This window comes from Klebsiella sp. GG_Kp173 (assembly GCF_040062415.1).
Lineage (GTDB): Bacteria > Pseudomonadota > Gammaproteobacteria > Enterobacterales > Enterobacteriaceae > Klebsiella > Klebsiella quasipneumoniae.
The window spans coordinates 175,268-199,569 of sequence record NZ_JBEAFZ010000087.1 but is presented as its reverse complement, the minus strand read 5'-3'; the positions used below and the strand labels follow the sequence as shown (position 1 = coordinate 199,569).

Sequence of the window (24,302 nt, the reverse complement as noted above, 5' to 3'; positions counted from 1 at the left end):
CATGAAAAACACCGTTATCGCCCTGTTGGCGCTGCTGGCCAGCGCCGGCAGCCTGGCCGCCACGCCATGGCAGAAGATATCCCAGCCTATCGGCGGCAGCGCGCAGTCGATTGGCGCGTTCTCCAATGGCTGTATCGTTGGCGCCGAGGCGCTGCCGCTGAACGCTGTCGGCTATCAGGTGATGCGTACCGATCAGCGGCGCTACTTCGGTCATCCGGATCTGATTCAGTTTATTCAGCGCCTGAGCAATCAGGTGCACAATAAAGGCATGGGGACCGTGCTGATTGGCGACATGGGGATGCCGGCAGGCGGCCGTTTTAACGGCGGCCACGCCAGCCATCAGACGGGCCTCGATGTCGATATCTTCCTCCAGCTGCCGCAGACGCGCTGGACATCGTCCCAGCTGCTGAAGCCGCAGGCCCTGGATCTGGTCGCCAGCGATGGCAAACGCGTGGTACCGTCGCTGTGGAGTCCGCAAATCAGCCAGCTGATCAAGCTGGCGGCGGAAGATAGCGAAGTTACCCGCATCTTCGTCAACCCGGCGATTAAACAGCAGCTGTGCCTGGACGCGGGAAGCGACCGCCAGTGGCTGCGCAAAGTTCGTCCCTGGTTCCAGCATCGCGCCCATATGCACGTCCGTCTGCGCTGCCCGGCAGGCAGCCTGGAGTGCGAAGATCAGGCGCCACCGCCGGCCGGCGATGGCTGCGGAGCGGAGCTGCAGAGCTGGTTCGAGCCACCTAAACCCGGGTCTACCCCACCTGTGAAGAAGACGCCGCCGCCGTTGCCGCCTTCCTGCCAGGCGCTACTGGATGAGCATGTGCTGTAATGGATAGTTTTATCGAGTTGTTTTCCGTATCGCCGCTGGTGCTGGTGGTGCTTTTTTTTGTCGCCATCCTGGCCGGTTTTATTGATTCACTGGCCGGGGGCGGGGGCTTACTGACCGTGCCGGCGCTTATGGCGGCAGGCATGCCGCCGGCCCAGGCGCTGGCGACCAATAAGCTGCAGGCCTGCGGCGGATCGCTGTCGGCGACCCTCTACTTTGTCCGGCGCAAGGTGGTCAATCTCGCCGATCAGAAGCTGAATATTCTGATGACCTTTATCGGTTCAACCGCCGGCGCGCTGCTGGTCCAGCACGTGCAGTCCGATATTCTTAAGCAGATCCTGCCGTTGCTGGTGATCGGCATCGGTCTCTATTTTCTGCTGATGCCGAAACTGGGCGAAGCGGACCGGCAGCGTCGGCTCTACGGTCTGCCGTTTGCGCTGGTCGCTGGCGGCAGCGTCGGGTTTTACGACGGTTTTTTCGGCCCCGGCGCCGGTTCGTTTTATGCGCTGGCGTTTGTCACCCTCGCCGGGTTTAACCTGGCGAAGTCGACGGCCCACGCCAAACTGCTCAACGCCACCTCGAACGTCGGCGGCCTGCTGCTGTTTATTATCGGCGGGAAGGTTATCTGGGCCACCGGCTTTGTGATGATGGCCGGACAGTTTATTGGCGCCCGCGCCGGCTCCCGGCTGGTGCTGAGTAAAGGGCAATCGCTGATCCGACCGATGATCGTTATCGTCTCGGCGGTGATGAGCGCGAAGCTTCTCTACGACAGCCACGGGGCTGAGATTTTGCAGTGGTTGGGAATTCATTAATGCAACAGCAACACCATTATCAGCAGCTGATCGATCTCTTCGATAGCTGCTTTGCCGCAGATTTTAATACTCGCCTGGTGAAAGGCGACGATGAGCCGATCTACCTTCCGGCAGACGATGACACGCCATATCACCGTATCGTGTTCGCGCACGGTTTTTTTGCCAGCGCCCTGCACGAGATCTCCCACTGGTGTATCGCCGGCAAGGTTCGCCGCGAACAGGTGGATTTTGGCTACTGGTACTGCCCGGACGGTCGCGATGCAATGACCCAAAGCCAGTTTGAGGACGTCGAGGTGAAACCGCAGGCCCTGGAGTGGCTGTTCTGCGTGGCGGCGGGATTTCCGTTTAACGTCAGCTGTGACAATCTGGAAGGTGACGTCGAACCCGATCGCATCGCCTTTCAGCGCCGGGTACATGCCCAGGTGATGACTCTGCTTGAACAAGGGATCCCCGAACGTCCGGCGCGTCTTATTCGCGCACTACAACACTATTATCAAACGCCGCCATTGACGGCAGAACACTTTCCGTGGCCGGAAGACCTGCACTAAGGCCACACATTACATGACAAGAGGTAAGACGATGATCGCGGAGTTTGAATCACGCATTCTGGCGCTGATTGACAACATGGTAGACCACGCCAGTGATGATGAACTGTTTGCCGGCGGTTATCTGCGCGGCCACCTGACGCTGGCGGTGGCTGAGCTGGAAGGTGAGGGCGAGCATTCAGCTGAAGCGGTACACAGCAAAGTCAGCCATAGCCTGGAGAAAGCCATCGGCGCTGGCGAGCTGTCGCCGCCGGACCAAATTCTTGTGCAGGGCATGTGGGAAAACCTGTATCTGCAGGCAAAAAATCAGGCCTGAGCCATGTTGTAGCCCGGGTCAGGCGTCAGCCGTACCCGGGAAATTGCCTGCCCTCATGGTTTTATTTCACCGCTTTTCCCTTCAGCAGTTTTCTCACCCATAGCCGATTCGGATTCAGCGCCGCCAGGGTGTCGCTATCCAGCGGCAGTGGTTCAGCGCTCATCTGCGCCGCCAGTATCTCAGCGCTTAACGGCGCGGTGCAAATGCCTCGCGATCCGAGGGCGCCAAGCATAAACAGGTTATGAAAGACCGGCGCGCTACCGGCGCTATCCTGCCGTTCGTGGAGGTTGGCGTATTGCGTCAATGTCGCCGCATAGTCCGGGACGTTGCCGACCATCGGCAGATGATCGCGGGTGGCGCAGCGCACGCCGCAGCGGGCGTCACTGGCGCTGATATCCACGTCCTGCGGCCACTCCGCGCCCGGGAAGCAGTCGACCAGCCGTTGCCGGTTGTGCTGCTGATCTTCTTCGCTGAAGGTGGTGTCGGTTTTGCCGCGATGGTAGCTGGCGCCAATACAATGCTGCTGGTTTTGCGGATTCTGCGGCGTCAGGTAGCCGTCGTAGCACAGCACCTGGCGCAAGGCGGAAAGCCGCGGGGTGGTGGGTATATGGCTGACCTGGCCACTCACGGGGTAGACGGGCAACGGCGCGGTTTGCGCAAAATCCGCGATGCGGTGGCCGTTGGCCAGCACGACCGCCTGATGATAGCGCTGGTGGTTGAGCAGCCAGCCATCGCCTTCCGCACTCAGCGTCTCGACCTGATAACCATAATGCACGTGCAGACCGCGAGTCGCCGCCAGCGCCAGCAGCTCGGCGGTGAGCTGCTGTGGGCACAGCCAACCGCCGGCCGGATAGGTTATGCCGCCGCAGCCGGTCTCGACGCCGGTCAGCTCCGCGGCCTGATCCGCCGTCACCGCGCAGGCGATATCAGGGGGCAACTCCAGGGCCAGCATCTGGGCGATTTTGTGCGCGCTTTTTTCATCCCAGCCAAGCTGGGTGACCCCGCACCATTGATGATCGAACAGCACCGGCAGCGCGTCGTAGGTGCGGCGGGCGAAGGTAAAGGCGGCCGGGAAAAAGCGCGCCAGCGCCGGATCGTGCTGGCTTAACAGCGGGTAGAGCGCGCCCTGGCGATTACCGGAGGCGCCCTGCGCCGGGGCGTCGTCCGCGCAGTAGAGGGTCACCTGCCAGCCGCGACGCAGCAGCGCCAGGGAGAGCAGGGCGCTGGCGATACCGCCGCCGACGATGGCCGCTTCGCGGGCCTCGCTGCCGCGGCGGGCGAACCAGGGCGCGCGCGCCGGAAAGGCCAGCGTTTGCGCCATCTCGCCGGTCAGCATCTCCCGTTTGCGGCCGAAGCCCTTGGTTTTACGCAAGGTAAATCCGGCTTCCTGCAGACCGCGGCGGACAAAACCGGCGGAGGTAAAAGTGGCCAGCGTTCCGCCGGGACGCGCCAGGCGCGCCATGGCATTGAACAGATCCTGGGTCCACATGTCGGGATTTTTCGCCGGGGCAAAGCCGTCGAGAAACCAGGCGTCCACCTGCTGATTCAGCGAATCATCCAGCTCTCTGGTCAGCTCGTTGATATCGCCAAACCACAGATCGAGCGTCACCCGTCCGCCGTCGAGCAGCAGACGATGGCACCCGGCGAAGGCCGAAGGCCATTGCGCCTGCAGCTGTTCTGCCCATGGGGCCAGCTCTGGCCAGCGCTGGTGCGCCAGGCGGAGATCTTCCGCCTTCAGCGGATATTTCTCAAAACTGATGAAATGTAACCTTTGCAGGGTAACGTCCGGGTTATCGCGAACAAAAACGTCAAACGCCTGCCAGAGGGTGAGGAAATTGAGCCCGGTGCCGAAGCCGCTCTCCGCGACGATCAACAGCGGGCGAGGGTGGCTGGAGAAGCGCTCCGGCAGGCGATTACCGCCGAGAAAGACGTAGCGCGTCTCTTCCAGACCGTTGTCATTGGAAAAGTAAACATCGTCGAAATCTCGGGAAACAGGTGTACCCTCAGCATTGAATTCCAGGTTGGCGGGTTGTATAGCGTTTTGTTTCACGTAAGTTACTCGAATCACAAGGCGTAGCGCGATCTTAGCGATGTGTGCCTGAGGGCGCAAATTTATACACAAAATGTCTGATCGGACTTGTTCGGCGTACAAGTGTACGCTATTGTGCGACACGAAACTTAAAATAGTGCGACTTACAGAGGTATTTAATGAAACGTGCAGTGATTACTGGCTTGGGCATCGTTTCCAGCATCGGTAATAACCAGCAGGAAGTCCTGGCATCTCTGCGTGAAGGACGTTCAGGGATCACTTTCTCTCAGGAGCTTAAAGATTCAGGGATGCGCAGCCACGTATGGGGCAACGTCAAACTGGATACCACTGGCCTCATTGACCGCAAAGTAGTGCGCTTCATGAGCGACGCCTCCATCTATGCTTACCTGTCCATGGAACAGGCCGTTGCCGACGCAGGTCTGGCGCCGGAAGCATACCAGAATAACCCGCGTGTCGGCCTGATCGCAGGCTCCGGCGGCGGCTCCCCGAAATTCCAGGTCTTCGGCGCTGATGCCATGCGTAGCCCGCGTGGTCTGAAAGCCGTGGGTCCGTATGTGGTCACCAAAGCGATGGCTTCCGGCGTTTCCGCCTGCCTCGCCACGCCGTTTAAAATCCACGGCGTTAACTACTCCATCAGCTCCGCCTGCGCCACTTCCGCACACTGCATCGGTAATGCGGTAGAGCAGATTCAGCTGGGCAAACAGGATATCGTCTTTGCCGGCGGCGGCGAAGAGCTGTGCTGGGAAATGGCCTGCGAGTTCGACGCCATGGGCGCGCTGTCCACCAAATACAACGACACTCCAGAAAAAGCCTCCCGCACCTATGACGCCAACCGTGACGGCTTCGTTATCGCCGGCGGCGGCGGTATGGTCGTGGTGGAAGAGCTGGAACATGCTCTGGCGCGCGGCGCGCACATCTATGCCGAAATCGTCGGCTATGGCGCAACCTCCGATGGCGCAGACATGGTAGCCCCATCGGGTGAAGGCGCTGTGCGCTGTATGCAGATGGCGATGCACGGCGTGGATACCCCGATCGACTACCTGAACTCTCACGGCACCTCCACGCCGGTCGGCGACGTGAAAGAGCTGGGCGCCATCCGCGAAGTGTTCGGCGACAACAGCCCGGCTATCTCGGCGACCAAAGCGATGACCGGCCACTCGCTGGGCGCGGCGGGCGTACAGGAAGCTATCTACTCCCTGCTGATGCTGGAGCACGGCTTTATCGCGCCGAGCATCAACGTCGAAGAGCTGGACGAGCAGGCTGCCGGCCTGAACATTGTCACCAAACCGACTGACGCTAAGCTGACCACCGTGATGTCCAACAGCTTCGGCTTTGGCGGCACCAACGCCACGCTGGTGATGCGTAAATACAACGCCTAATCAGCACGCGATGCACTGAGGGGAGCCACCGGCTCCCCTTTTTTGTCATCTTGACAGGGTAAGGTCCCGCAGGCACACTGCTGGCGAATCCATTAGTCTCTCCACTAATGCGTAAGCGTTTAACGTCAACCAACGCGCCTTAACCCTGATAGTCAGGTGGAGGGGGCGTGTCGCTTTGCTCGCCTTACTCTGCGAATCTGGAGTAATGCATGTCCGCAGTCACTGAAACAACATCTCATTCTTCCGCGAATTTTTCGCTTTTTCGCATTACATTCGCCGTCTTTTTGACCTATATGACCGTCGGTTTGCCGCTGCCGGTGATCCCGCTGTTTGTCCATCAGGAGCTGGGATTTGGTAACACTGTGGTCGGCGTGGCGGTGGGGATCCAGTTCCTCGCCACCGTTCTGACCCGCGGCTACGCCGGGCGTCTGGCAGACCAGTACGGCGCCAAACGTTCCGTCCTGCAGGGGATGCTGGCCTGCGCCCTGGCCGGTGCGGCCTGGCTGGCCGCTGCGCTGCTGCCGCTGCCGGTGTTCGCGAAGCTGGGCCTGTTGCTGCTGGGCCGCCTGATCCTCGGGTTTGGCGAAAGCCAGCTGCTGACCGGCAACCTGAGCTGGGGGATGGGCCTGGTGGGGCCGGCCCGCTCCGGCAAAGTGATGTCATGGAACGGCATGGCGATGTACGGTTCGCTGGCGGTGGGCGCCCCGCTGGGATTGTTAATTTATAGCCATTTTGGCGTGGCGGTCCTCGCCGGCGTCACCATGACACTGCCGCTCGTCGCCTGGCTCATCAACGGGACGGTGCGCAAAGTGGCGGCGCACGGAGGCGAGCGGCCTTCACTGTGGAGCGTCATCGGCATGATCTGGCGGCCGGGGATTGGTCTGGGCCTGCAGGGCGTCGGCTTTGCGGTGATCGGCACCTTCGTCTCCCTCTATTTTGCCAGCCATCACTGGCCGATGGCCGGCTTTACCCTGACGGCGTTTGGCGGCGCTTTTGTGCTGATGCGGGTGCTGTTCGGCTGGATGCCGGATCGGTTTGGCGGCGTTAAAGTGGCGATGGTCTCGCTGCTGATAGAGGCGGTCGGTCTGACGCTGTTGGGGCTGGCGTCGGGCGTCTGGGTAGCGCTGGCCGGCGCGGCGCTGACCGGATGCGGCTGTTCGCTTATTTTCCCGTCGCTTGGCGTGGAGGTGGTGAAGCGCGTCCCGGCGCAGGTGCGCGGCACTGCGCTCGGCGGCTATGCGGCCTTTCAGGATATCTCTTATGGCCTGACCGGGCCGCTGACCGGTCTACTGGCCACTTCGCTGGGCTACTCGTCGGTATTTCTTGCCGGCGCCCTCTGCGCGGCACTGGGGATCCTCGTCACCCTCATCTCATTTCGCCGCTAAGTTGTTGTCCGGCCTGAAACCGCTGTAGTCAACACCGTGGCGTTTGGCATGAAAGGGAGCCGTGAACGCCACCTGTGCCTGCTGGGCTACAGCAGGAGCCACAGCACCAGGAGCAGGACAACCGCTCCCAGCGCCAGCTGCCAGGGCTTAGCGGCCCATGTCCGCCTGGTCACGGGCTCCTCCTGCGGGATCGCCAGCGTCTCCTGGGCGCGGGCTACCCGCAGCACAAACACCTTGTTCAACAGCGCCAGGATCTGCGCCGGGCTCAGCGTGGTCTGCGGCGTAACCTGCCAGTTGCGACGGGCAAAGTCGACAATCTTCTGCCACTCTGCGGCCTCAAGCGGCTGCTTGAGCGCTCCCTGCAGCGAGGTCAACGTCGGCGCGGTTTGCGCGCTGAGGGTCTGCCGCGCCTGTAGCCAGTAGGAAAGCGGCGTGAAGTGCGTCGCCGGGATCAGCTCCCCGGACTTGACGCCGCAAAGTTCCAGCATGGACTGCCAAATCAGCTTGCTTGGTTCGCCAGTGGCGGCCGCCAGCTTCGTCACCAGCTGATTGAGCGTGTTGTGCTCGGCTGGCAACAGCGGGCGGAGGGTCGGCGGGCGCTGCTGCGGCTGCGGGATAGACAGCTGACCACGCTGCAGCAGATGCAGAATGTGCTCCAGTTGCGTCTGGCTGAGGGCATGCAGCGCCGTTTGCCCATAATGCTGACGAATATAATCGCTCACCGCCTGGCGGTTATTGCCCTGGCCGAGCAGATCGCTGAGCTGCGCCAGGGTCTGGCGATGATGATGATTGTCCTGCGCGGCGGCTAAGCGCTGGTTGAGACTGGCCTCTGCGGCGCTGAAATGGCGGGCCAGCAGGGGCGTGTCGCCTTTTAGTCCGAGATCATGTTTGACGCAGGCCCACACTTCCGCATTCTGCTGCGAGGTCAGCGCCACCAGGCGCGTGATCAATCGCTCCAGGACGGTGCGTTGCTGCATGGAAAGCGAAGGTTCGCCGGTGGCGGCAGTGCCTGATGGGCCTCGCCCAGGAGGACGGTCTGGCATATCTGCAAGGGGGTGCGTCATGATTCATCCTTTCGATATCGCGGTACTGGAACCAGGTGATGAGTATGCCTGGCGGCCAGATTATGGCACACTTCCCCGGTTAACTCTCGTTCTCAGACAGGTACTGAACTGTGAAAATCCTCGTTGATGAAAATATGCCCTATGCCCGTGAGCTTTTTAGCCGTTTAGGCGACGTGCAGGCGATCCCGGGCCGCCCGGTTCCGGCCGATGCCCTGACCGATGCGGATGCCTTAATGGTGCGCTCGGTCACCCGGGTCAATGAAGCATTGCTTGCCGGCAAGGCCATCAGGTTCGTCGGCACCGCGACCGCAGGCACCGATCATGTCGATCAGGCGTGGCTGCAGCAGGCGGGGATTGGTTTCTCCGCGGCGCCCGGCTGCAACGCCATCGCGGTGGTGGAGTATGTCTTTTCAGCGCTGCTGATGCTGGCCGAACGTGACGGCTTCTCGCTGCGCGATCGCACCGTCGGGATCGTCGGCGTCGGTAACGTCGGCGGGCGGCTGCAAAAGCGCCTGGAGGCGTTGGGTATCAAAACCCTGCTTTGCGATCCCCCGCGTGCCGACCGCGGCGACGAAGGCGACTTCCGCTCCCTCGACGATCTGGTCCAGCAAGCTGATGTCATCACCTTCCATACCCCGCTGTATAAAGAAGGGCAATATAAAACCCTGCATCTGGCGGATGAGGCGCTGATTAGCCGCCTGAAGCCCGGAACGATTTTGATCAACGCCTGCCGCGGGCCGGTGGTGGATAACGCTGCGTTGCTGAAACGACTGGAAGCCGGTCAGTCCCTGAGCGTGGTGCTGGACGTTTGGGAGCCGGAGCCGGATCTCAACGTAGAGCTTCTTAAGCGAGTGGATATCGGCACGGCGCATATCGCCGGCTATACCCTTGAAGGGAAGGCGCGCGGGACGACGCAGGTGTTCGAAGCCTATAGCGCCTTTATCGGCCATCCGCAGCAGGTGGCGCTGGATACCCTGTTGCCGGCCCCGGAGTTTGGCCGCATCACCCTGCATGGCCCGCTCGATCAGCCGACGCTGAAAAGACTGGTTCATTTGGTGTATGATGTGCGCCGCGATGATGCGCCGCTGCGGAAGGTGGCGGGCGTCGCCGGTGAATTCGACAAGCTGCGTAAAAATTATCAGGAACGTCGCGAATGGTCTTCGCTGTACGTGCAGTGCAGCGATGAGCAGGCGGCGGCCCTGTTGCGCCAGCTCGGTTTTAACGCCGTGCATCATCCTGTTCGTTAATGTCTTCTTAATGCCCCTGCCGGATACTCCGGCAGGGCCGCTTTATTTCTGGAGTAAACCACCATGTCTGAAGGCTGGAATATTGCCGTACTGGGCGCAACGGGCGCCGTAGGCGAAGCCCTGCTCGAAACTCTTGCTGAACGCCAGTTCCCGGTGGGGGAGATTTTTGCTCTGGCGCGCAATGAAAGCGCGGGCGAACATCTGCGTTTTGGTGGCAAGTCGGTGATCGTCAAGGACGCCGCCGAGTTTGACTGGACCCAGGCCCAGCTGGCTTTCTTTGCCGCAGGCGCAGAAGCCAGTGCGGCGTATGTCGAAGATGCCACAAACTCCGGGTGTCTGGTTATCGATCTCAGCGGCCTGTTTGCGCTGGAGCCGGACGTACCGCTGGTGGTGCCTGACGTGAACCCGTTTGTGTTAGGCGATTACCGCAACCGCAATCTGATTGCGGTGCCCAACAGTCTGACCAGCCAGCTGCTGACGGCGCTCAAGCCGCTTATCGATCAGGGTGGACTGTCGCGCATTAGCGTCACTAACCTCCTCTCCGCCTCAGGGCAGGGGAAAAAAGCGGTGGATGCGCTGGCAGGGCAGAGCGCCAAGCTGTTGAACGGCATCCCCATCGATGAAGACGATTTCTTTGGCCGCCAGCTGGCGTTCAACATGCTGCCGCTGCTGCCGGATCGTGAAGGTAGCGTGCGCGAAGAGCGCCGTATCGTCGATGAAGCGCGCAAAATTCTGCAGGATGACGGGCTGATGATCTCCGCCAGCGTCGTCCAGTCGCCGGTCTTCTACGGCCATGCGCAGATGGTGAACTTTGAAGCGATGCGTCCGCTGGCGGCGGAAGAGGCGCGTGACGCCTTTACCCGCGGCGAAGAGATCGAACTGTCTGAAGAGGGCGAATTCCCTACTCAGGTTGGCGACGCCTCCGGTAACGCCCGTCTCTCCATCGGCTGCGTGCATAATGATTACGGCATGCCTGAGCAGGTCCAGTTCTGGTCGGTGGCGGATAACGTCCGCTTCGGCGGCGCGCTGATGGCGGTGAAGATCGCCGAGAAGCTGATTGAGGAGTACCTGTACTGATGTCTGAGATGGAGCAACAGCCGGTCTGTAAAATCGCGCTGGGCATCGAGTACGACGGTAGCAAATATTACGGCTGGCAGCGGCAAAACGAAGTGCGCAGCGTGCAGGAGAAGCTGGAAAAGGCGCTCTCGCAGGTGGCGAACGAACCGATTACCGTCTTTTGCGCCGGCCGCACCGACGCCGGTGTCCATGGCACCGGCCAGGTTGTGCATTTCGAAACCCGGGCGCAGCGTAAAGATGCCGCCTGGACGCTGGGGGTAAATGCGAATTTACCTGGTGACATCGCGGTGCGTTGGGTCAAACATGTACCGGCGGATTTTCATGCCCGGTTCAGCGCTACGGCGCGCCGCTATCGTTACGTCATCTATAATCATCGCCTGCGTCCGGCGGTATTGAGTCATGGCGTCACGCATTTTCACCAGCCGCTCGACGCCGCGCGCATGCAGCGCGCCGCGCAGTGTCTGCTGGGGGAGAATGACTTTACCTCGTTTCGCGCAGTGCAGTGCCAGTCGCGAACCCCGTGGCGCAACGTGATGCACATTAACGTTACCCGCTACGGCGCTTATGTGGTGGTGGATATCAAAGCGAATGCCTTTGTACATCATATGGTCAGGAATATTGTGGGCAGCCTGATGGAAATCGGCGCCGGAAACCAGCCGGAGAGCTGGATGGCAGAACTGCTGGCAGCAAAAGACAGGACGCTCGCTGCGGCAACGGCAAAAGCGGAAGGGTTGTATCTGGTGTCGGTGGATTACCCGGCCCATTATGATTTACCGGTGCTGCCAATGGGCCCGCTGTTTCTGGCGGACTAATAGGGTCATTAAGGGTAAAGACAAACATGGACTTGATTCATTTTTTAATTGATTTCATCCTGCATATTGATGTGCACCTGGCCGAGCTGGTCGCCCAGTACGGCGTCTGGGTTTATGCCATTCTGTTTTTGATTCTGTTCTGCGAAACCGGGCTGGTGGTGACGCCGTTCCTGCCGGGAGATTCCCTGCTGTTCGTCGCGGGCGCGCTCTCGGCCCTGCCCACCAACGATCTTAATGTCCATCTGATGGTATTGCTGATGGTCATCGCGGCGATCGTCGGCGATGCGGTCAACTACACCATTGGCCGGCTGTTCGGCGAAAAGCTGTTCAGCAATCCGAACTCGAAGATTTTCCGTCGCAGCTATCTGGATAAAACCCATAGCTTCTACGAACGTCACGGCGGAAAAACCATTATCCTCGCGCGCTTTGTGCCGATAGTCCGAACCTTCGCGCCGTTTGTGGCGGGAATGGGGCATATGTCCTATCGTCATTTTGCGGCCTATAACGTCGTCGGGGCGCTGCTGTGGGTGCTGCTGTTCACCTACGCCGGCTATCTGTTTGGCGATCTGCCGGTGGTGCAGGAGAACCTGAAGCTGCTGATCGTGGCGATCATCGTGCTTTCCGTCCTGCCGGGCGTGATTGAGATTATTCGCCATAAGCGGGCGGCGGCGAAGCAGGCGAAGTAGTTTAGCCTGTGTTGCGCGTGACGGTGCAGAGCGTCACGCGCAGCGGTTTGACCACTTTTTTATCCCATGTTCCGGGATGATATGATTTAATGTGCAACATTCATGGTCTGTAAGAGGCAAAAATGGCATTATGCGCCCCTTACGACAAAACTGGCATCGACCAGGTTCAGGCAGAAAGGTTATCAATGAGCTGGATTGAACGAATTAAAAGCAACATCACTCCCACCCGCAAGGCGAGCATTCCTGAGGGTGTATGGACCAAGTGCGACAGCTGCGGTCAGGTACTCTACCGCGCCGAGCTGGAGCGCAACCTGGAGGTTTGTCCTAAGTGCGATCACCATATGCGCATGTCGGCGCGTAATCGCCTGCATAGCCTGTTGGATGAAGGTTCTCTGGTGGAACTGGGAAGCGAACTTGAGCCAAAAGATGTGCTGAAGTTCCGCGATTCAAAAAAATACAAAGACCGCCTGGCGTCCGCTCAAAAAGAGACGGGCGAGAAAGACGCGCTGGTGGTAATGAAAGGTACGCTCTACGCGATGCCGGTTGTGGCCGCCGCCTTTGAGTTCTCCTTTATGGGGGGATCGATGGGTTCCGTCGTTGGCGCACGCTTTGTGCGCGCGGTGGAGCAGGCGCTGGAAGATAACTGCCCGCTGATCTGCTTCTCCGCCTCCGGTGGCGCCCGTATGCAGGAAGCGCTGATGTCGCTGATGCAGATGGCGAAAACCTCCGCGGCGCTGGCGAAAATGCAGGAGCGCGGATTACCGTACATCTCTGTGCTGACCGACCCGACCATGGGCGGCGTATCGGCGAGCTTTGCGATGCTGGGTGACCTGAACATTGCCGAGCCGAAAGCGCTGATCGGCTTTGCCGGTCCTCGCGTCATTGAGCAGACCGTACGTGAGAAGCTGCCGCCGGGATTCCAGCGCAGTGAGTTCCTGATTGAAAAAGGGGCGATCGATATGATCGTTCGCCGTCCGGAAATGCGTCTCAAGCTGGCCAGCATTCTGGCGAAGCTGATGAACCTGCCGGCGCCGGTTGCCGCTTCGGAAACGCCTCATGAAGGCGTGGTGGTGCCGCCGGCACCGGATCAGGAACCCGAGGCCTGATAAAGCAGAGGGCAGGGCCTGGCGGCGCTGCCCTTTTTTATTCATACGCGTTAACCGTCAATTCTTGCGGGCATCATGGAAAAAGATCCTATTCCTCAGGCCACGTCGCCCCTGGCTACGTGGCTTTCTTATCTGGAACATCTGCACAGTAAAACCATCGACCTGGGGCTGGCGCGCGTCAGCGAGGTCGCACGGCAGATGGATATCGTCAAACCGGCGCCGTTCGTCTTTACGGTCGCGGGCACCAATGGCAAAGGCACCACCTGCCGCACGCTGGAAACCGTCCTGATGGCAGCCGGCTATAAAGTGGGGGTCTACAGCTCTCCGCATCTGGTGCGTTACACCGAACGCGTGCGCATTCAGGGAGCGGAACTGCCGGAGGCGGCGCATACGGCCTCGTTTGCGGAGATTGAAGCGGCGCGGGGCGACATCTCGCTGACCTACTTTGAGTACGGCACGCTCTCTGCGCTATGGTTGTTTAAGCAGGCGCAGCTGGATGTGGTGATCCTGGAGGTGGGGCTCGGCGGCCGTCTCGACGCCACTAATATCGTGGATGCCGATGTCGCCGTGGTTACCAGCATCGCTCTCGATCATACCGACTGGCTGGGACCGGATCGCGAAAGTATCGGCCGGGAGAAAGCCGGTATCTTCCGTGCCGGAAAACCGGCGGTAGTAGGGGAGCCGGATATGCCGCACACCATTGCTGAAGTGGCGAGCGAGAAGGGCGCCCTGCTCCAGCGCCGCGGCGTCGACTGGCGCTATGAGGTGGAAGGCGAGACATGGTCTTTCCGCGACGCGGGCGGGGCGTTAAGCCGCCTGCCTCTGCCTCAGGTGCCGTTGCCGAACGCCGCCACGGCCGTGGCGGCGCTGCGCGCCAGCGGACTTGCCGTGGATGACGCTATCCTGCGCGCGGGGATCCGCGACGCGATGCTGCCGGGACGCTTTCAGATAATCAGCGACGCCCCGCGGGTGATCCTCGATGTGGCGCATAACCCGCACGCGGCGGCTTATCTCGCCGGGCGTCTCAAAACGTTAGCGAAAACGGGACGCGTGCTGGCGGTTATTGGTATGCTGCATGATAAGGACATTGCCGGCACGTTGGCCAATCTGGCCCCGGAAGTCGACGCCTGGTACTGCGCGCCGCTGGAAGGGCCGCGCGGGGCGACGGCGGAGCAGCTGGTGGAACATTTGCGTGGCGGCACAGTCTATAGCAGCGTGGCGCAGGCGTGGCATGCGGCCATGGCTGACGCTAAAGTGGAAGATACCGTGCTGGTGTGTGGTTCGTTTCACACGGTCGCACAGGTTATGGAAGAGATAGACGCGGGGAGAATCGGTGGCGAGTAAGTTTCAGAACCGTTTAGTCGGGACAATCGTGCTGGTAGCGCTGGGGGTGATTATCCTGCCAGGGCTGCTGGACGGGCAGAAAAAGCATTACCAGGATGAGTTTGCCGCGATCCCGCTGGTGCCGAAACCGGGCGATCGTGATGAACCGGATATGCTGCCGGCGGCGACTCAGGCGCTGCCTTCGCAGCCGCCGGAAGGGGCGGCGGAAGAGGTGCGGGCGGGCGATGCCGCCGCGCCATCGTTAGATCCGTCGCGTATCCCGGTGAACAGCAACAGCTTCGATGACGTTCAGGAGCCGGTAGTGGCCGCGAAACCCCAGCCTAAACCTCAGCCGAAGCCGCAGCCGCAACAGCAGGCCGCGACGCCAACGCCACCGCCTGCTAAGCCACAGCAGCAACAACCGCAGCAGCAGGCGGCCCTGCCGGCGCCGACCGGCAAAGCCTATGTGGTTCAGCTGGGCGCGTTGAAGAACGCCGATAAGGTGAACGAGATCGTTGGTAAACTGCGGGCGTCGGGCTTCAAAGTCTATACGTCGCCTTCGACGCCGGTACAGGGTAAAATTACCCGTATCCTCGTCGGGCCGGATGCGTCAAAAGACAAGCTCAAGGGCCAGCTGGGCGATCTGCAACAGATCTCCGGGCTCAGCGGGGTAGTGATGGGCTTCACCCCGAACTGATTGTTTTTTCCACGATGCGGAAAGAACGCGGCGGGGCTAAACGCCCCGTAAACCCTGTCTCAGCCGCCCTGAAGAGGCGAAAGACAGTCTGGCGTTGAATGTTTTTTCAGCGCCATTTTTATTTCTGTAGGGCAAGGAAATCCCTACGCAAACGTTTTCTTTTTCTGTTAGAATGCGCCCCGAACTGGACGACAGGGCGTAAAATCGTGGGACGTATATGGTCTGGATTGATTACGCCATTATGGCGGTGCTGGGTCTTTCTTGCCTGGTCAGCCTGATCCGCGGCTTCGTTCGCGAAGCTTTATCGTTAGTCACGTGGGGTTGCGCGTTTTATGTCGCCAGCCACTACTACGCTGATCTGTCTGTCTGGTTTACGGGCTTTGAGGATGAACGGGTTCGAAATGGGATTGCTATTGCGGCGCTGTTTATCGTGACGCTCATCGTTGGCGCTATCGTGAACTATGTGATAGGCCAGCTGGTGGAGAAGACCGGTTTGTCAGGTACCGACAGGGTATTGGGGATCTGCTTCGGCGCACTACGTGGGGTGCTGATCATCGCCGCTATTCTGTTCTTCCTTGACACCTTTACCGGGATGGCGAAGAGCGATGACTGGCATCAGTCGCAGTTTATTCCCTATTTTACCCCCGTCATCAGATGGTTTTTTGAATACCTGCAAAGCTCGTCAAGTTTCTTGCCTAAAGTATAGACTTTAGGTCGTTGCTGAACGAGGAAAAGACGTATGTGCGGTATTGTCGGTATCGCCGGTGTTATGCCGGTTAACCAGTCGATTTATGATGCGCTAACGGTGCTCCAGCACCGTGGACAGGATGCCGCTGGCATCATCACCATTGATGCCAACAACTGCTTCCGGTTGCGTAAGGCTAACGGGCTGGTAAGCGACGTATTCGAAGCCCGCCATATGCAGCGTATGCAGGGCAATATGGGGATTGGCCACGTGCGTTACCCCACGGCGGGCAGCTCCAGCGCCTCCGAAGCGCAGCCGTTTTACGTCAACTCGCCGTATGGCATCACGTTGGCGCATAACGGCAACCTGACCAACGCCCATGAGCTGCGTAAAAAGCTGTTTGAAGAAAAACGCCGCCACATCAATACCACCTCAGATTCCGAAATCCTCCTCAATATTTTCGCCAGTGAGCTGGATAACTTCCGTCACTACCCACTGGAAGCGGATAACATCTTTGCCGCTATTGCGGCGACCAACCGCTTGATCCGCGGCGCGTACGCTTGCGTGGCGATGATCATCGGTCATGGCATGGTGGCCTTCCGCGACCCGAACGGCATTCGTCCGCTAGTGCTGGGCAAACGTGACGTAGGCGATGGCCGCACCGAGTATATGGTGGCCTCGGAAAGCGTGGCGCTTGACACCCTTGGCTTTGAATTCCTGCGCGATGTGGCGCCGGGCGAAGCGGTTTATATTACCGAGAAGGGCCAGCTGTTTACCCGTCAGTGCGCCGATAACCCGGTCAGCAACCCGTGCCTGTTCGAGTACGTCTATTTTGCCCGTCCGGACTCGTTTATCGACAAAATTTCCGTCTACAGCGCCCGCGTTAATATGGGAACCAAGCTGGGCGAGAAGATTGCCCGCGAGTGGGAAGATCTGGATATTGACGTCGTTATCCCGATCCCGGAGACCTCCTGCGATATCGCGCTGGAGATCGCCCGCATCCTCGACAAGCCTTATCGACAGGGCTTCGTGAAGAACCGCTACGTCGGCCGCACATTTATCATGCCGGGCCAGCAGCTGCGTCGTAAGTCTGTGCGCCGCAAGCTCAACGCCAACCGTGCGGAGTTCCGCGATAAGAACGTGCTGCTGGTGGACGATTCCATCGTTCGCGGCACCACCTCGGAGCAGATCATCGAGATGGCGCGCGAAGCAGGGGCGAAAAAAGTGTATCTGGCCTCAGCCGCGCCGGAAATTCGTTTCCCGAACGTGTACGGTATCGATATGCCGACCGCCAACGAACTTATCGCTCATGGCCGCGAAGTGGATGAGATCCGCCAGATCATCGGCGCCGATGGCCTGATTTTCCAGGATCTCAACGATCTGATCGAGGCGGTGCGCGCGGAAAATCCGGATATTCAGCAGTTTGAATGTTCTGTGTTCAACGGCGTGTACGTTACCCGGGATGTCGACCAGCAGTACCTCGACTACCTCGATTCCCTGCGTAACGATGATGCCAAAGCGGTTCAGCTGCAGAACGAAGTCGAAAACCTCGAGATGCACAACGAGGGTTAAGCCGTTCACGCGTCGCGGGCCCGCCGTTCCTGATGGACGGCGGGCCTTTTTTTCGCCCGGCAACGGTGCGTCAATGGTTGCGCCAACGGCTATAATCCGGCAAAGTCTGCGGCACGACGCGCAAGGGGTAACAGAACGTGAAACGACTGATTATTGGCATTTCCGGCGCCAGCGGCGCCATCTATGGCGTGCGGATGCTGCAGGTGCTGCGGGATGTGCCGGATATTGAAACCCATCTGATCCTCAGTCAGGCGGCGCGCCAGACGCTGGCGATGGAGACCGACTTTACCGTGCGTGAAGTGCAGGCGCTGGCTGATGTGGTGCATGATGCCCGCGACATCGCCGCCAGTATCTCCTCCGGCTCGTTTAAAACCGCCGGGATGGTGATTTTACCCTGCTCAATGAAAACGCTCTCGGGTATTGTCCATAGCTACACGGATGGTCTGCTGACGCGGGCGGCGGATGTGGTGCTGAAGGAGCGTCGTCCGCTGGTGCTCTGCGTGCGGGAGACTCCGTTCCATCTTGGCCATCTGCGACTGCTGGTGCAGGCTGCGGAGCTGGGGGCGGTGATTATGCCGCCGGTGCCGGCCTTCTACCATCGGCCGCAAAGCCTGGATGATGTTATCAACCAGACCGTCAACCGGGTACTCGATCAGTTCGACATTAGCCTGGAACAAGACTTATTTACGCGCTGGCAAGGGTCACAGGATTGCACCAAATAGGTGCGTGAAATGTACGCTTGCGCTGCGCTGGTGCAAATTTGTCGTCCCGATCAAATCCTCGACATTTATTTCGTCTTTTTGCGCTCAGGCGCTGCGGTTTCGCCAGTAATGCTGGTATCTTCCCTTTTAAGACAATCCTGCAACTTTATTTTAACAAATTTAACCCTGTTCCCGGCACGCACCGGGAAGATGGCACAAAAACTGCAGGATTGATCGGCAATCACCATAACAAGCAACGCACCACATCACGACACTTAAGGGTACTGTATGAAGAAGACGATTCTGGCTCTCTCTTTACTCGTGGGAATGAGCAGCACGGCCAGTGTGTTTGCTGCTCTGCCGCAGAGCATTCGCATTGGCACTGACGCGACCTATGCGCCCTTTTCGTCGAAAGACGCGAAAGGGGACTTTGTTGGCTTTGATATCGATTTAGGCAATGAACTGTGCTCCCGTATTAAGGTGAAATGTACCTGGGTCGGCAGTGATTTTGACTCCCTGATCCCCTCCCTCAAGGCGAAGAAAATTGACGCCATCATCTCCTCGCTCTCCATCACCGAGAAGCGCCAGCAAGAGATCGCCTTCTCTGACAAGCTTTATGCCGCCGACTCCCGGCTGATCGCGGCCAAAGGCTCGCCGATCCAGCCGACGCTGGAGGCGCTGAAAGGTAAGCACGTCGGCGTGCTGCAGGGCTCCACGCAGGAAGCCTATGCTAACGATCGCTGGCGCAGCCAGGGCGTTGACGTGGTGGCATATCAGAACCAGGACCTGATCTATTCCGACCTCTCCGCTGGTCGTCTGGATGCGGCGCTGCAGGATGAAGTCGCCGCCAGCGAAGGCTTCCTGAAGCAGCCTGCCGGGAAAGATTTCGCCTTTGCCGGCCCGTCCGTTAAAGACAAAAAGTACTTTGGCGACGGCACCGGTATCGGCCTGCGTAAGGACGACGCCGAGCTGAAAGCCGCGTTTGATAAAGCGCTGGGCGAGATGCGCAAAGACGGCACTTACGACAAAATGGCGAAGAAATACTTCGATTTTAACGTCTACGGCGACTAAGACTGCCGCAGGCCCGCGCTATCGGGTGGGCCTGCCGCCATGCTCGTGTAAAAGCCCTGAAAAGGTGCATCGTCAGACGCTGTGGATCATTTTAGTGCAAAGGCAGGCGCTTTTGTGGCTAAAAAATGCATAGTTAAGCGTTTGTGGTGCAAAAAAATGGCCTTTCTGGTGCATAAATCTTTGCCCTCAAGGGGCGAATAATGGCACGATAACTGGTGTTAATAGTTCTAATAAACCCGTTAGAATGACAGTCTGTCGAGGATAGTTATGAAAAAACTGGCGTTGTCTCTCTCTTTAGCGCTGGCCCTTTCCAGCGTTTCCACGGTCTTTGCCGCTATTCCGCAAAAAATTCGTATCGGTACCGATCCGACTTATGCTCCCTTCGAATCGAAGAATGCGCAGGGGGAATTGGTGGGTTTTGATATCGATCTGGCAAAAGAGCTGTGTAAGCGTATTAATACCCAATGTACCTTTGTGGAAAACCCGCTGGATGCGCTGATCCCCTCTTTAAAAGCGAAGAAAATCGACGCGATTATGTCTTCGCTGTCGATTACCGAAAAGCGGCAGCAGGAAATCGCTTTCACCGACAAACTGTATGCGGCTGATTCGCGTCTGGTGGTGAAAAAGGGCAGCCCGGTAACGCCGGATCTCGCCACCCTGAAGGGTAAGCGCGTGGGCGTGCTGCAGGGTACGACGCAGGAAACTTACGGTAATGAGCACTGGGCGCCGAAAGGTATCGAAATTGTCTCCTATCAGGGGCAGGACAATATCTATTCCGACCTGACCGCCGGCCGTATTGACGCCGCTTTCCAGGATGAGGTCGCGGCCAGCGAAGGGTTCCTGAAACAGCCTATCGGTAAAGATTATCAGTTTGGCGGTCCGTCGATTAAAGACGAAAAGCTGTTCGGCGTCGGCACCGGTATGGGGCTGCGTAAGGAAGACAACGAACTGCGCGAAGCGCTGAATAAAGCGTTTGCAGAGATGCGTAAGGACGGCACCTACGACAAACTGGCGAAAAAATATTTCGATTTTAACGTATACGGCGAATAATTCTCACGCCTCACCATTGCGCGTCCGATTCACGCGCAATGGTGGATGACAGACAGGGTAGGCAGCATGCTGTATGGGTTTTCACAGGTTATTTTGCAGGGTGCGCTTGTCACCCTGGAGCTTGCGCTCAGCTCGGTCGTTCTCGCCGTCCTGATTGGGCTGGCAGGCGCTGGCGCAAAGCTATCGAGCAATCGTCCTCTGGCGCTGGTATTTGAAGGCTATACCACACTGATCCGCGGCGTCCCCGACCTGGTGCTGATGCTGTTGATTTTCTACGGCCTGCAGATTGCGCTTAACAGCGTTACCGACGCGCTGGGCATGGCGCAGTTTGATATTGACCCGATGATCGCCGGGATTATTACCCTTGGCTTTATCTATGGCGCCTATTTTACGGAAACCTTCCGCGGCGCCTACCTGGCGGTGCCGAAGGGGCATATCGAAGCGGCCACCGCCTTTGGCTTCAGCGGCGGGCAGACGTTCCGGCGCATCCTGTTCCCGGCGATGATGCGCTACGCGCTGCCGGGGATCGGCAACAACTGGCAGGTTATCCTCAAGGCGACGGCGCTGGTCTCGCTGCTGGGGCTGGAGGATGTGGTCAAAGCCACGCAGCTGGCGGGCAAAAGCACCTGGCAGCCGTTCTACTTCGCCATCGTCTGCGGCCTGATTTATCTGGTATTTACCACCCTTTCTAATGGCGTACTGCTGCTGCTCGAACGCCGCTATACCGTTGGCGTCAAGAGGGCTGACCTGTGATTGAAATTATTCAGGAATACTGGAAATCCCTGCTGTGGACCGACGGCTATCGCTTTACCGGCGTGGCGATTACCTTATGGTTGCTGATCTCTTCGGTGGTCATGGGGGGCATCCTGGCGGTCTTTCTGGCAATCGGCCGCGTTTCGAGCAATAAGTTCATCCAGTTTCCCATCTGGCTGTTTACTTACATATTTCGCGGCACGCCGCTGTATGTGCAGCTGTTGGTCTTTTACTCCGGTATGTACACCCTGGAAATCGTCAAAGGCACTGAACTGCTGAACGCCTTTTTCCGCAGCGGGCTAAACTGTACGGTGCTGGCGCTGACCCTGAACACCTGCGCTTATACCACCGAAATTTTCGCCGGCGCGATCCGCTCGGTACCGGCGGGCGAAATTGAAGCGGCGCGGGCCTACGGCTTCTCTTCGGTCAAACTGTACCGCTGCATCATCCTGCCTTCCGCGCTGCGGATTGCGCTGCCGGCCTACAGTAACGAAGTGATCCTGATGCTGCACTCGACGGCGCTGGCATTTACCGCTACGGTGCCGGATCTGCTGAAAATCGCCCGCGATATCAACTCGGCCACCTATCAGCCGTTCACCGCCTTTGGCATCGCCGCGGTGCTCTATTTAATTATCTCGTATGTGCTGATTAGCTTGTTCCGTAAAGCGGAAAAGCGTTGGTTGCAGCATATCAAACCTTCTTCGACGCATTGAGAACGCCATGTCCGACAATAAATTAAACGTTATCGATCTGCATAAACGCTATGGGGAACACGAGGTGCTGAAGGGGGTCTCGCTGCAGGCGAAAGCCGGGGACGTTATCAGTATCATCGGTTCATCGGGTTCCGGGAAAAGTACCTTTTTACGCTGTATTAACTTCCTTGAAAAACCGAGCGAAGGCACGATCGTCGTCAGCGGCCAGAATATTGGCCTGGTACGGGATAAAGACGGTCAGCTGAAGGTGGCCGACAAGAACCAGCTGCGCCTGCTGCGCACCCGGTTGACCATGGTTTTTCAGCATTTCAATCTGTGGAGCCATATGACGGTGCTGGAGAACGTCATGGAGGCGCCGATTCAGGTGCTGGGCTTAAGCAAACAGGAAGCGCGCGAACGGGCGGTAAAATACCTGGCCAAGGTCGGGATAGACGAACGTCAGCAGGCGAAATACCCGGTGCATCTTTCCGGCGGCCAGCAGCAGCGTGTCTCTATTGCCCGCGTGCTGGCGATGGAGCCGGAAGTGCTGCTGTTCGATGAGCCGACCTCCGCGCTGGATCCGGAGCTGGTGGGCGAAGTGTTACGCATCATGCAGCAGTTGGCGGAAGAGGGGAAAACCATGGTGGTGGTGACCCACGAAATGGGCTTTGCCCGCCACGTCTCTTCGCATGTCATTTTCCTGCATCAGGGAAAAATCGAAGAGGAAGGGCATCCGGACGCGCTGTTCGGCGCGCCGAAAAGCCCGCGCCTGCAGCAGTTTCTGAAAGGTTCGCTGAAATAAACGGCTTACCCGGCGTCTGCGGGCGCCGGGTGGGATTCACGCTCCAGCCGGTAAATCCAGTCATCGTAATCGACGCCGTTCAGATGATAGGCTTTCTCCAGCACCTGCGTGCGCACAAAGCCTTGCTTCTCCAGCAGGCGCGATGATCCACGATTCTCTCCCAACACCCAGGCATTGATGGCCTGTACCCCCAGCGTGCTGAAACCATAATCGCAGATCGCCCGCAGCGCTTCGCTGGCATAGCCTTTTCCCTTAGCCTCGGGCAGCAGCGCATAGCCGACGTCGGCCTCGTGCGGATTTTTAGGGCTGATGCGAAGCCCAATATCGCCCAGCGCATCGCCGCGCTTATTACGCAGAACATACACGCCGGGATCGGCGCAGCGACTGGCGAACACGCTGCGCAACGCCTCCTCGCTTAACACTTCGCCCATAAAACGCATCACCTGCGGATCCTGGCGCAGGCGCAGAAAAAAGGGCCAGTCATCGGTAACAAAGCGGGTAAGCGAAAGGCGAGGCGTGGTGATGGTCGTCATAAGGCAGTCAATTCGAAGAAGAAAAGTCCTACCTTAGCACTTTGCTTCGCCAGGTAACACCGGCGAACCGGCCGGCTGGCGATGAACTCAGGCGCTTCAGGGCGTTGGTTGTCCGGGATATGGCGATGCTGCAGCGCCAGGCTGAGGCCATCCAGGCGTGGAGCATGAGCCAGCAGAATGGAATCAGGGGAGCCAATGCTCCCCTGTGTCAGCCATTAACTCAGCACATCCTTTAGCGCTTCGTCGAGATCGTACCAGCGGAAGGCGAAGCCGGCGGCTTCCAGTCGCTTAGGCAGCGCGCGCTGGCCGCCGAGCACCAGCACAGCGGATTCCCCCATCAGCAGGCGGATGGCGGCGGCAGGAACGCGGAAAATCGCCGGTCGATTGAGCGCATGACCCAGCGCGTGCGCGAACTGCTCGTTATGCACGGGATAGGGCGAAACCATATTGAATGGGCCGCGCAGATCGTTATCCAGCAGCCACAGAATGCCGTTAACCATATCGTCGATATGGATCCAGGCCAGGTACTGTCTGCCGCTGCCGATAGGCCCACCGAGGCCGAGCTTAAAGGCCGGGGTCATTTTGCCAAGAATACCGCCCCGCGGCGCCAGTACCACGCCGGTGCGCAGCAGACAGACGCGGGTGCGCTCGCTTTGCGCTTCGCAGGCAATTTGCTCCCAGCGGGCGCAGAGCTTATGGGTAAACTCATTGTGCGGCGGCTCTTCTTCAGTCACCACCACTTCGCCGAGGTCGCCGTAATAGCCGGTGGCTGACCCGCTGATCAGCACGGAGGGAGGAGTATCGCTGGCGTGGAACAAGCCCACCAGCCGCTGAGTGAGATCCCAGCGACTATGGCATAAGCGCTGTTTCTGCTCGGCGGTCCAGCGTTTATCGGCGATGGGCTCGCCCGCCAGATTGATGACGGCATCGATGTCATTGAGGTGGTGATGGCCGTCGAAATCGCGCCACAGCGTGACACGCGGATCGAGACGGGCGCGGGCGGTATCCGGATGTCGGGTGGAGACCGTGACGCTATGCCCAAGCTCCAGCAGTCTGGGTATCAGATGTCGGCCAATCAGGCCGGTACCACCAGTAAGCAGGATCTTCATACCACCTCCCTG

At 59.1% G+C, this 24,302-nt stretch carries 27 protein-coding genes; 22 read left to right on the top strand and 5 right to left on the bottom strand.

The features are described 5' to 3' along the window. Window position 1 precedes the first annotated feature (1 nt). The 4 genes from mepA to ABLU50_RS22890 are packed head-to-tail and all read left to right on the top strand — an operon-like array spanning window position 2 to window position 2,496. Complete coding sequence (gene mepA / locus ABLU50_RS22905; protein WP_004201788.1) at window positions 2-826, top strand: penicillin-insensitive murein endopeptidase; 825 nt, start codon at window positions 2-4, stop codon at window positions 824-826. Continuing rightward, a complete protein-coding gene (locus ABLU50_RS22900) occupies window positions 826-1,635 on the top strand; it encodes a sulfite exporter TauE/SafE family protein (protein WP_004201787.1) in 810 nt (269 codons plus the stop codon). Before mepA ends, ABLU50_RS22900 begins: the two co-directional genes overlap by 1 nt. Further along, window positions 1,635-2,183, top strand: coding sequence for an elongation factor P hydroxylase (locus ABLU50_RS22895; protein WP_087832058.1), 549 nt, complete (start codon window positions 1,635-1,637; stop codon window positions 2,181-2,183). Before ABLU50_RS22900 ends, ABLU50_RS22895 begins: the two co-directional genes overlap by 1 nt. A 31-nt stretch (window positions 2,184-2,214) precedes the next feature. Then, window positions 2,215-2,496 carry a YfcL family protein gene (locus ABLU50_RS22890; RefSeq protein WP_004201785.1) on the top strand — a complete coding sequence of 94 codons (282 nt, stop codon included), beginning with the start codon at window positions 2,215-2,217 and terminating at the stop codon, window positions 2,494-2,496. 61 nt (window positions 2,497-2,557) lie between these two features. Here the strand turns inward: ABLU50_RS22890 and mnmC are convergent, their stop codons facing one another. Further along, window positions 2,558-4,546 carry a bifunctional tRNA (5-methylaminomethyl-2-thiouridine)(34)-methyltransferase MnmD/FAD-dependent 5-carboxymethylaminomethyl-2-thiouridine(34) oxidoreductase MnmC gene (mnmC, locus tag ABLU50_RS22885; protein WP_060656228.1) on the bottom strand — a complete coding sequence of 663 codons (1,989 nt, stop codon included), beginning with the start codon at window positions 4,544-4,546 and terminating at the stop codon, window positions 2,558-2,560. 158 nt (window positions 4,547-4,704) lie between these two features. Here mnmC and fabB point away from each other — a divergent pair, with 158 nt between their 5' ends. Together fabB and ABLU50_RS22875 are read left to right on the top strand one after the other, a co-directional pair. Further along, window positions 4,705-5,925, top strand: a complete 1,221-nt coding sequence (fabB, locus tag ABLU50_RS22880; protein WP_002913291.1) for a beta-ketoacyl-ACP synthase I — start codon at window positions 4,705-4,707, stop codon at window positions 5,923-5,925. Window positions 5,926-6,134: 209 nt separating this feature from the next. Next, window positions 6,135-7,310: an MFS transporter gene (locus tag ABLU50_RS22875; RefSeq protein WP_060656168.1), complete on the top strand. Its 1,176-nt coding sequence runs from the start codon at window positions 6,135-6,137 to the stop codon at window positions 7,308-7,310. A gap of 86 nt (window positions 7,311-7,396) precedes the next feature. Here the strand turns inward: ABLU50_RS22875 and flk are convergent, their stop codons facing one another. Further along, window positions 7,397-8,374 carry a flagella biosynthesis regulator Flk gene (gene flk, locus ABLU50_RS22870; protein ID WP_017899511.1) on the bottom strand — a complete coding sequence of 326 codons (978 nt, stop codon included), beginning with the start codon at window positions 8,372-8,374 and terminating at the stop codon, window positions 7,397-7,399. Between the two features lie 110 nt (window positions 8,375-8,484). Here flk and pdxB point away from each other — a divergent pair, with 110 nt between their 5' ends. From pdxB to ABLU50_RS22820, 10 genes are all read left to right on the top strand, one after another. Continuing rightward, complete coding sequence (gene pdxB / locus ABLU50_RS22865) at window positions 8,485-9,621, top strand: 4-phosphoerythronate dehydrogenase PdxB (RefSeq protein WP_060656167.1); 1,137 nt, start codon at window positions 8,485-8,487, stop codon at window positions 9,619-9,621. Window positions 9,622-9,684: 63 nt separating this feature from the next. Next, window positions 9,685-10,698: an aspartate-semialdehyde dehydrogenase gene (locus ABLU50_RS22860; protein WP_065903338.1), complete on the top strand. Its 1,014-nt coding sequence runs from the start codon at window positions 9,685-9,687 to the stop codon at window positions 10,696-10,698. After that, window positions 10,698-11,510: a tRNA pseudouridine(38-40) synthase TruA gene (gene truA, locus ABLU50_RS22855; protein WP_004201775.1), complete on the top strand. Its 813-nt coding sequence runs from the start codon at window positions 10,698-10,700 to the stop codon at window positions 11,508-11,510. The genes ABLU50_RS22860 and truA overlap by 1 nt, the downstream gene beginning before the upstream one ends. 26 nt (window positions 11,511-11,536) lie before the next feature. Then, entirely contained in the window at window positions 11,537-12,196 is a 660-nt protein-coding gene (locus ABLU50_RS22850; RefSeq protein ID WP_002913221.1) for a DedA family protein, read from the top strand. 185 nt (window positions 12,197-12,381) lie between these two features. Further along, entirely contained in the window at window positions 12,382-13,302 is a 921-nt protein-coding gene (gene accD / locus ABLU50_RS22845) for an acetyl-CoA carboxylase, carboxyltransferase subunit beta (protein WP_004201773.1), read from the top strand. Between the two features lie 75 nt (window positions 13,303-13,377). Further along, entirely contained in the window at window positions 13,378-14,646 is a 1,269-nt protein-coding gene (gene folC, locus ABLU50_RS22840) for a bifunctional tetrahydrofolate synthase/dihydrofolate synthase (RefSeq protein WP_017899514.1), read from the top strand. Further along, the gene (gene dedD / locus ABLU50_RS22835; protein WP_004201770.1) at window positions 14,636-15,322 is read left to right on the top strand and encodes a cell division protein DedD; all 687 of its coding nucleotides are present in this window, start codon (window positions 14,636-14,638) and stop codon (window positions 15,320-15,322) included. The genes folC and dedD overlap by 11 nt, the downstream gene beginning before the upstream one ends. Window positions 15,323-15,539: 217 nt before the next feature. Next, window positions 15,540-16,028 (top strand): colicin V production protein, encoded by a 489-nt coding sequence (cvpA, locus tag ABLU50_RS22830; RefSeq protein WP_002913214.1) that lies wholly within the window; start codon window positions 15,540-15,542, stop codon window positions 16,026-16,028. 33 nt (window positions 16,029-16,061) lie between these two features. Beyond that, entirely contained in the window at window positions 16,062-17,579 is a 1,518-nt protein-coding gene (purF, locus tag ABLU50_RS22825) for an amidophosphoribosyltransferase (protein WP_004180758.1), read from the top strand. A gap of 137 nt (window positions 17,580-17,716) precedes the next feature. Continuing rightward, on the top strand, window positions 17,717-18,301 hold the full coding sequence (locus ABLU50_RS22820; RefSeq protein ID WP_004180755.1) for a UbiX family flavin prenyltransferase: 585 nt from the start codon (window positions 17,717-17,719) through the stop codon (window positions 18,299-18,301). 65 nt (window positions 18,302-18,366) lie between these two features. On the opposite strand, the gene ABLU50_RS22815 is transcribed toward ABLU50_RS22820, so the two are convergent. After that, window positions 18,367-18,528, bottom strand: a complete 162-nt coding sequence (locus ABLU50_RS22815; protein ID WP_004140952.1) for a hypothetical protein — start codon at window positions 18,526-18,528, stop codon at window positions 18,367-18,369. A gap of 40 nt (window positions 18,529-18,568) precedes the next feature. Here ABLU50_RS22815 and argT point away from each other — a divergent pair, with 40 nt between their 5' ends. The 5 genes from argT to hisP all read left to right on the top strand — a co-directional run bounded on the left by argT (window position 18,569) and on the right by hisP (window position 22,648). Further along, window positions 18,569-19,351, top strand: a complete 783-nt coding sequence (argT, locus tag ABLU50_RS22810) for a lysine/arginine/ornithine ABC transporter substrate-binding protein ArgT (protein ID WP_004180753.1) — start codon at window positions 18,569-18,571, stop codon at window positions 19,349-19,351. 267 nt (window positions 19,352-19,618) lie between these two features. Next, on the top strand, window positions 19,619-20,401 hold the full coding sequence (gene hisJ / locus ABLU50_RS22805) for a histidine ABC transporter substrate-binding protein HisJ (RefSeq protein WP_002913209.1): 783 nt from the start codon (window positions 19,619-19,621) through the stop codon (window positions 20,399-20,401). Between the two features lie 66 nt (window positions 20,402-20,467). Then, a complete protein-coding gene (locus ABLU50_RS22800; RefSeq protein WP_004201769.1) occupies window positions 20,468-21,154 on the top strand; it encodes a histidine ABC transporter permease HisQ in 687 nt (228 codons plus the stop codon). Beyond that, on the top strand, window positions 21,151-21,867 hold the full coding sequence (gene hisM, locus ABLU50_RS22795) for a histidine ABC transporter permease HisM (protein WP_002913207.1): 717 nt from the start codon (window positions 21,151-21,153) through the stop codon (window positions 21,865-21,867). The genes ABLU50_RS22800 and hisM overlap by 4 nt, the downstream gene beginning before the upstream one ends. A 7-nt stretch (window positions 21,868-21,874) precedes the next feature. Further along, on the top strand, window positions 21,875-22,648 hold the full coding sequence (gene hisP / locus ABLU50_RS22790; protein ID WP_323083889.1) for a histidine ABC transporter ATP-binding protein HisP: 774 nt from the start codon (window positions 21,875-21,877) through the stop codon (window positions 22,646-22,648). 5 nt (window positions 22,649-22,653) lie between these two features. On the opposite strand, the gene ABLU50_RS22785 is transcribed toward hisP, so the two are convergent. Next, complete coding sequence (locus ABLU50_RS22785; protein ID WP_087832059.1) at window positions 22,654-23,181, bottom strand: GNAT family N-acetyltransferase; 528 nt, start codon at window positions 23,179-23,181, stop codon at window positions 22,654-22,656. A 119-nt stretch (window positions 23,182-23,300) separates the two neighbouring features. Here ABLU50_RS22785 and ABLU50_RS22780 point away from each other — a divergent pair, with 119 nt between their 5' ends. Further along, window positions 23,301-23,417 (top strand): hypothetical protein, encoded by a 117-nt coding sequence (locus ABLU50_RS22780; RefSeq protein ID WP_032425776.1) that lies wholly within the window; start codon window positions 23,301-23,303, stop codon window positions 23,415-23,417. Here the strand turns inward: ABLU50_RS22780 and ABLU50_RS22775 are convergent. Beyond that, window positions 23,397-24,290 (bottom strand): TIGR01777 family oxidoreductase, encoded by an 894-nt coding sequence (locus tag ABLU50_RS22775; RefSeq protein ID WP_348864942.1) that lies wholly within the window; start codon window positions 24,288-24,290, stop codon window positions 23,397-23,399. The two genes, ABLU50_RS22780 and ABLU50_RS22775, sit on opposite strands and share 21 nt — an antisense overlap. Between the last annotated feature and the right edge of the window lie 12 nt (window positions 24,291-24,302).

Coding starts and splice junctions, on each gene's coding strand:
- mepA (WP_004201788.1), top strand. CDS start 2: ATGAAAAACACCGTTATCGCCCTGTTGGCGCTGCTGGCCAGCGCCGGC.
- ABLU50_RS22900 (WP_004201787.1), top strand. CDS start 826: ATGGATAGTTTTATCGAGTTGTTTTCCGTATCGCCGCTGGTGCTGGTG.
- ABLU50_RS22895 (WP_087832058.1), top strand. CDS start 1,635: ATGCAACAGCAACACCATTATCAGCAGCTGATCGATCTCTTCGATAGC.
- ABLU50_RS22890 (WP_004201785.1), top strand. CDS start 2,215: ATGATCGCGGAGTTTGAATCACGCATTCTGGCGCTGATTGACAACATG.
- fabB (WP_002913291.1), top strand. CDS start 4,705: ATGAAACGTGCAGTGATTACTGGCTTGGGCATCGTTTCCAGCATCGGT.
- ABLU50_RS22875 (WP_060656168.1), top strand. CDS start 6,135: ATGTCCGCAGTCACTGAAACAACATCTCATTCTTCCGCGAATTTTTCG.
- flk (WP_017899511.1), bottom strand. CDS start 8,374: ATGACGCACCCCCTTGCAGATATGCCAGACCGTCCTCCTGGGCGAGGC.
- ABLU50_RS22860 (WP_065903338.1), top strand. CDS start 9,685: ATGTCTGAAGGCTGGAATATTGCCGTACTGGGCGCAACGGGCGCCGTA.
- truA (WP_004201775.1), top strand. CDS start 10,698: ATGTCTGAGATGGAGCAACAGCCGGTCTGTAAAATCGCGCTGGGCATC.
- ABLU50_RS22850 (WP_002913221.1), top strand. CDS start 11,537: ATGGACTTGATTCATTTTTTAATTGATTTCATCCTGCATATTGATGTG.
- accD (WP_004201773.1), top strand. CDS start 12,382: ATGAGCTGGATTGAACGAATTAAAAGCAACATCACTCCCACCCGCAAG.
- folC (WP_017899514.1), top strand. CDS start 13,378: ATGGAAAAAGATCCTATTCCTCAGGCCACGTCGCCCCTGGCTACGTGG.
- cvpA (WP_002913214.1), top strand. CDS start 15,540: ATGGTCTGGATTGATTACGCCATTATGGCGGTGCTGGGTCTTTCTTGC.
- purF (WP_004180758.1), top strand. CDS start 16,062: ATGTGCGGTATTGTCGGTATCGCCGGTGTTATGCCGGTTAACCAGTCG.
- ABLU50_RS22815 (WP_004140952.1), bottom strand. CDS start 18,528: ATGGTGATTGCCGATCAATCCTGCAGTTTTTGTGCCATCTTCCCGGTG.
- argT (WP_004180753.1), top strand. CDS start 18,569: ATGAAGAAGACGATTCTGGCTCTCTCTTTACTCGTGGGAATGAGCAGC.
- hisJ (WP_002913209.1), top strand. CDS start 19,619: ATGAAAAAACTGGCGTTGTCTCTCTCTTTAGCGCTGGCCCTTTCCAGC.
- ABLU50_RS22800 (WP_004201769.1), top strand. CDS start 20,468: ATGCTGTATGGGTTTTCACAGGTTATTTTGCAGGGTGCGCTTGTCACC.
- hisP (WP_323083889.1), top strand. CDS start 21,875: ATGTCCGACAATAAATTAAACGTTATCGATCTGCATAAACGCTATGGG.
- ABLU50_RS22785 (WP_087832059.1), bottom strand. CDS start 23,181: ATGACGACCATCACCACGCCTCGCCTTTCGCTTACCCGCTTTGTTACC.
- ABLU50_RS22780 (WP_032425776.1), top strand. CDS start 23,301: ATGGCGATGCTGCAGCGCCAGGCTGAGGCCATCCAGGCGTGGAGCATG.
- ABLU50_RS22775 (WP_348864942.1), bottom strand. CDS start 24,290: ATGAAGATCCTGCTTACTGGTGGTACCGGCCTGATTGGCCGACATCTG.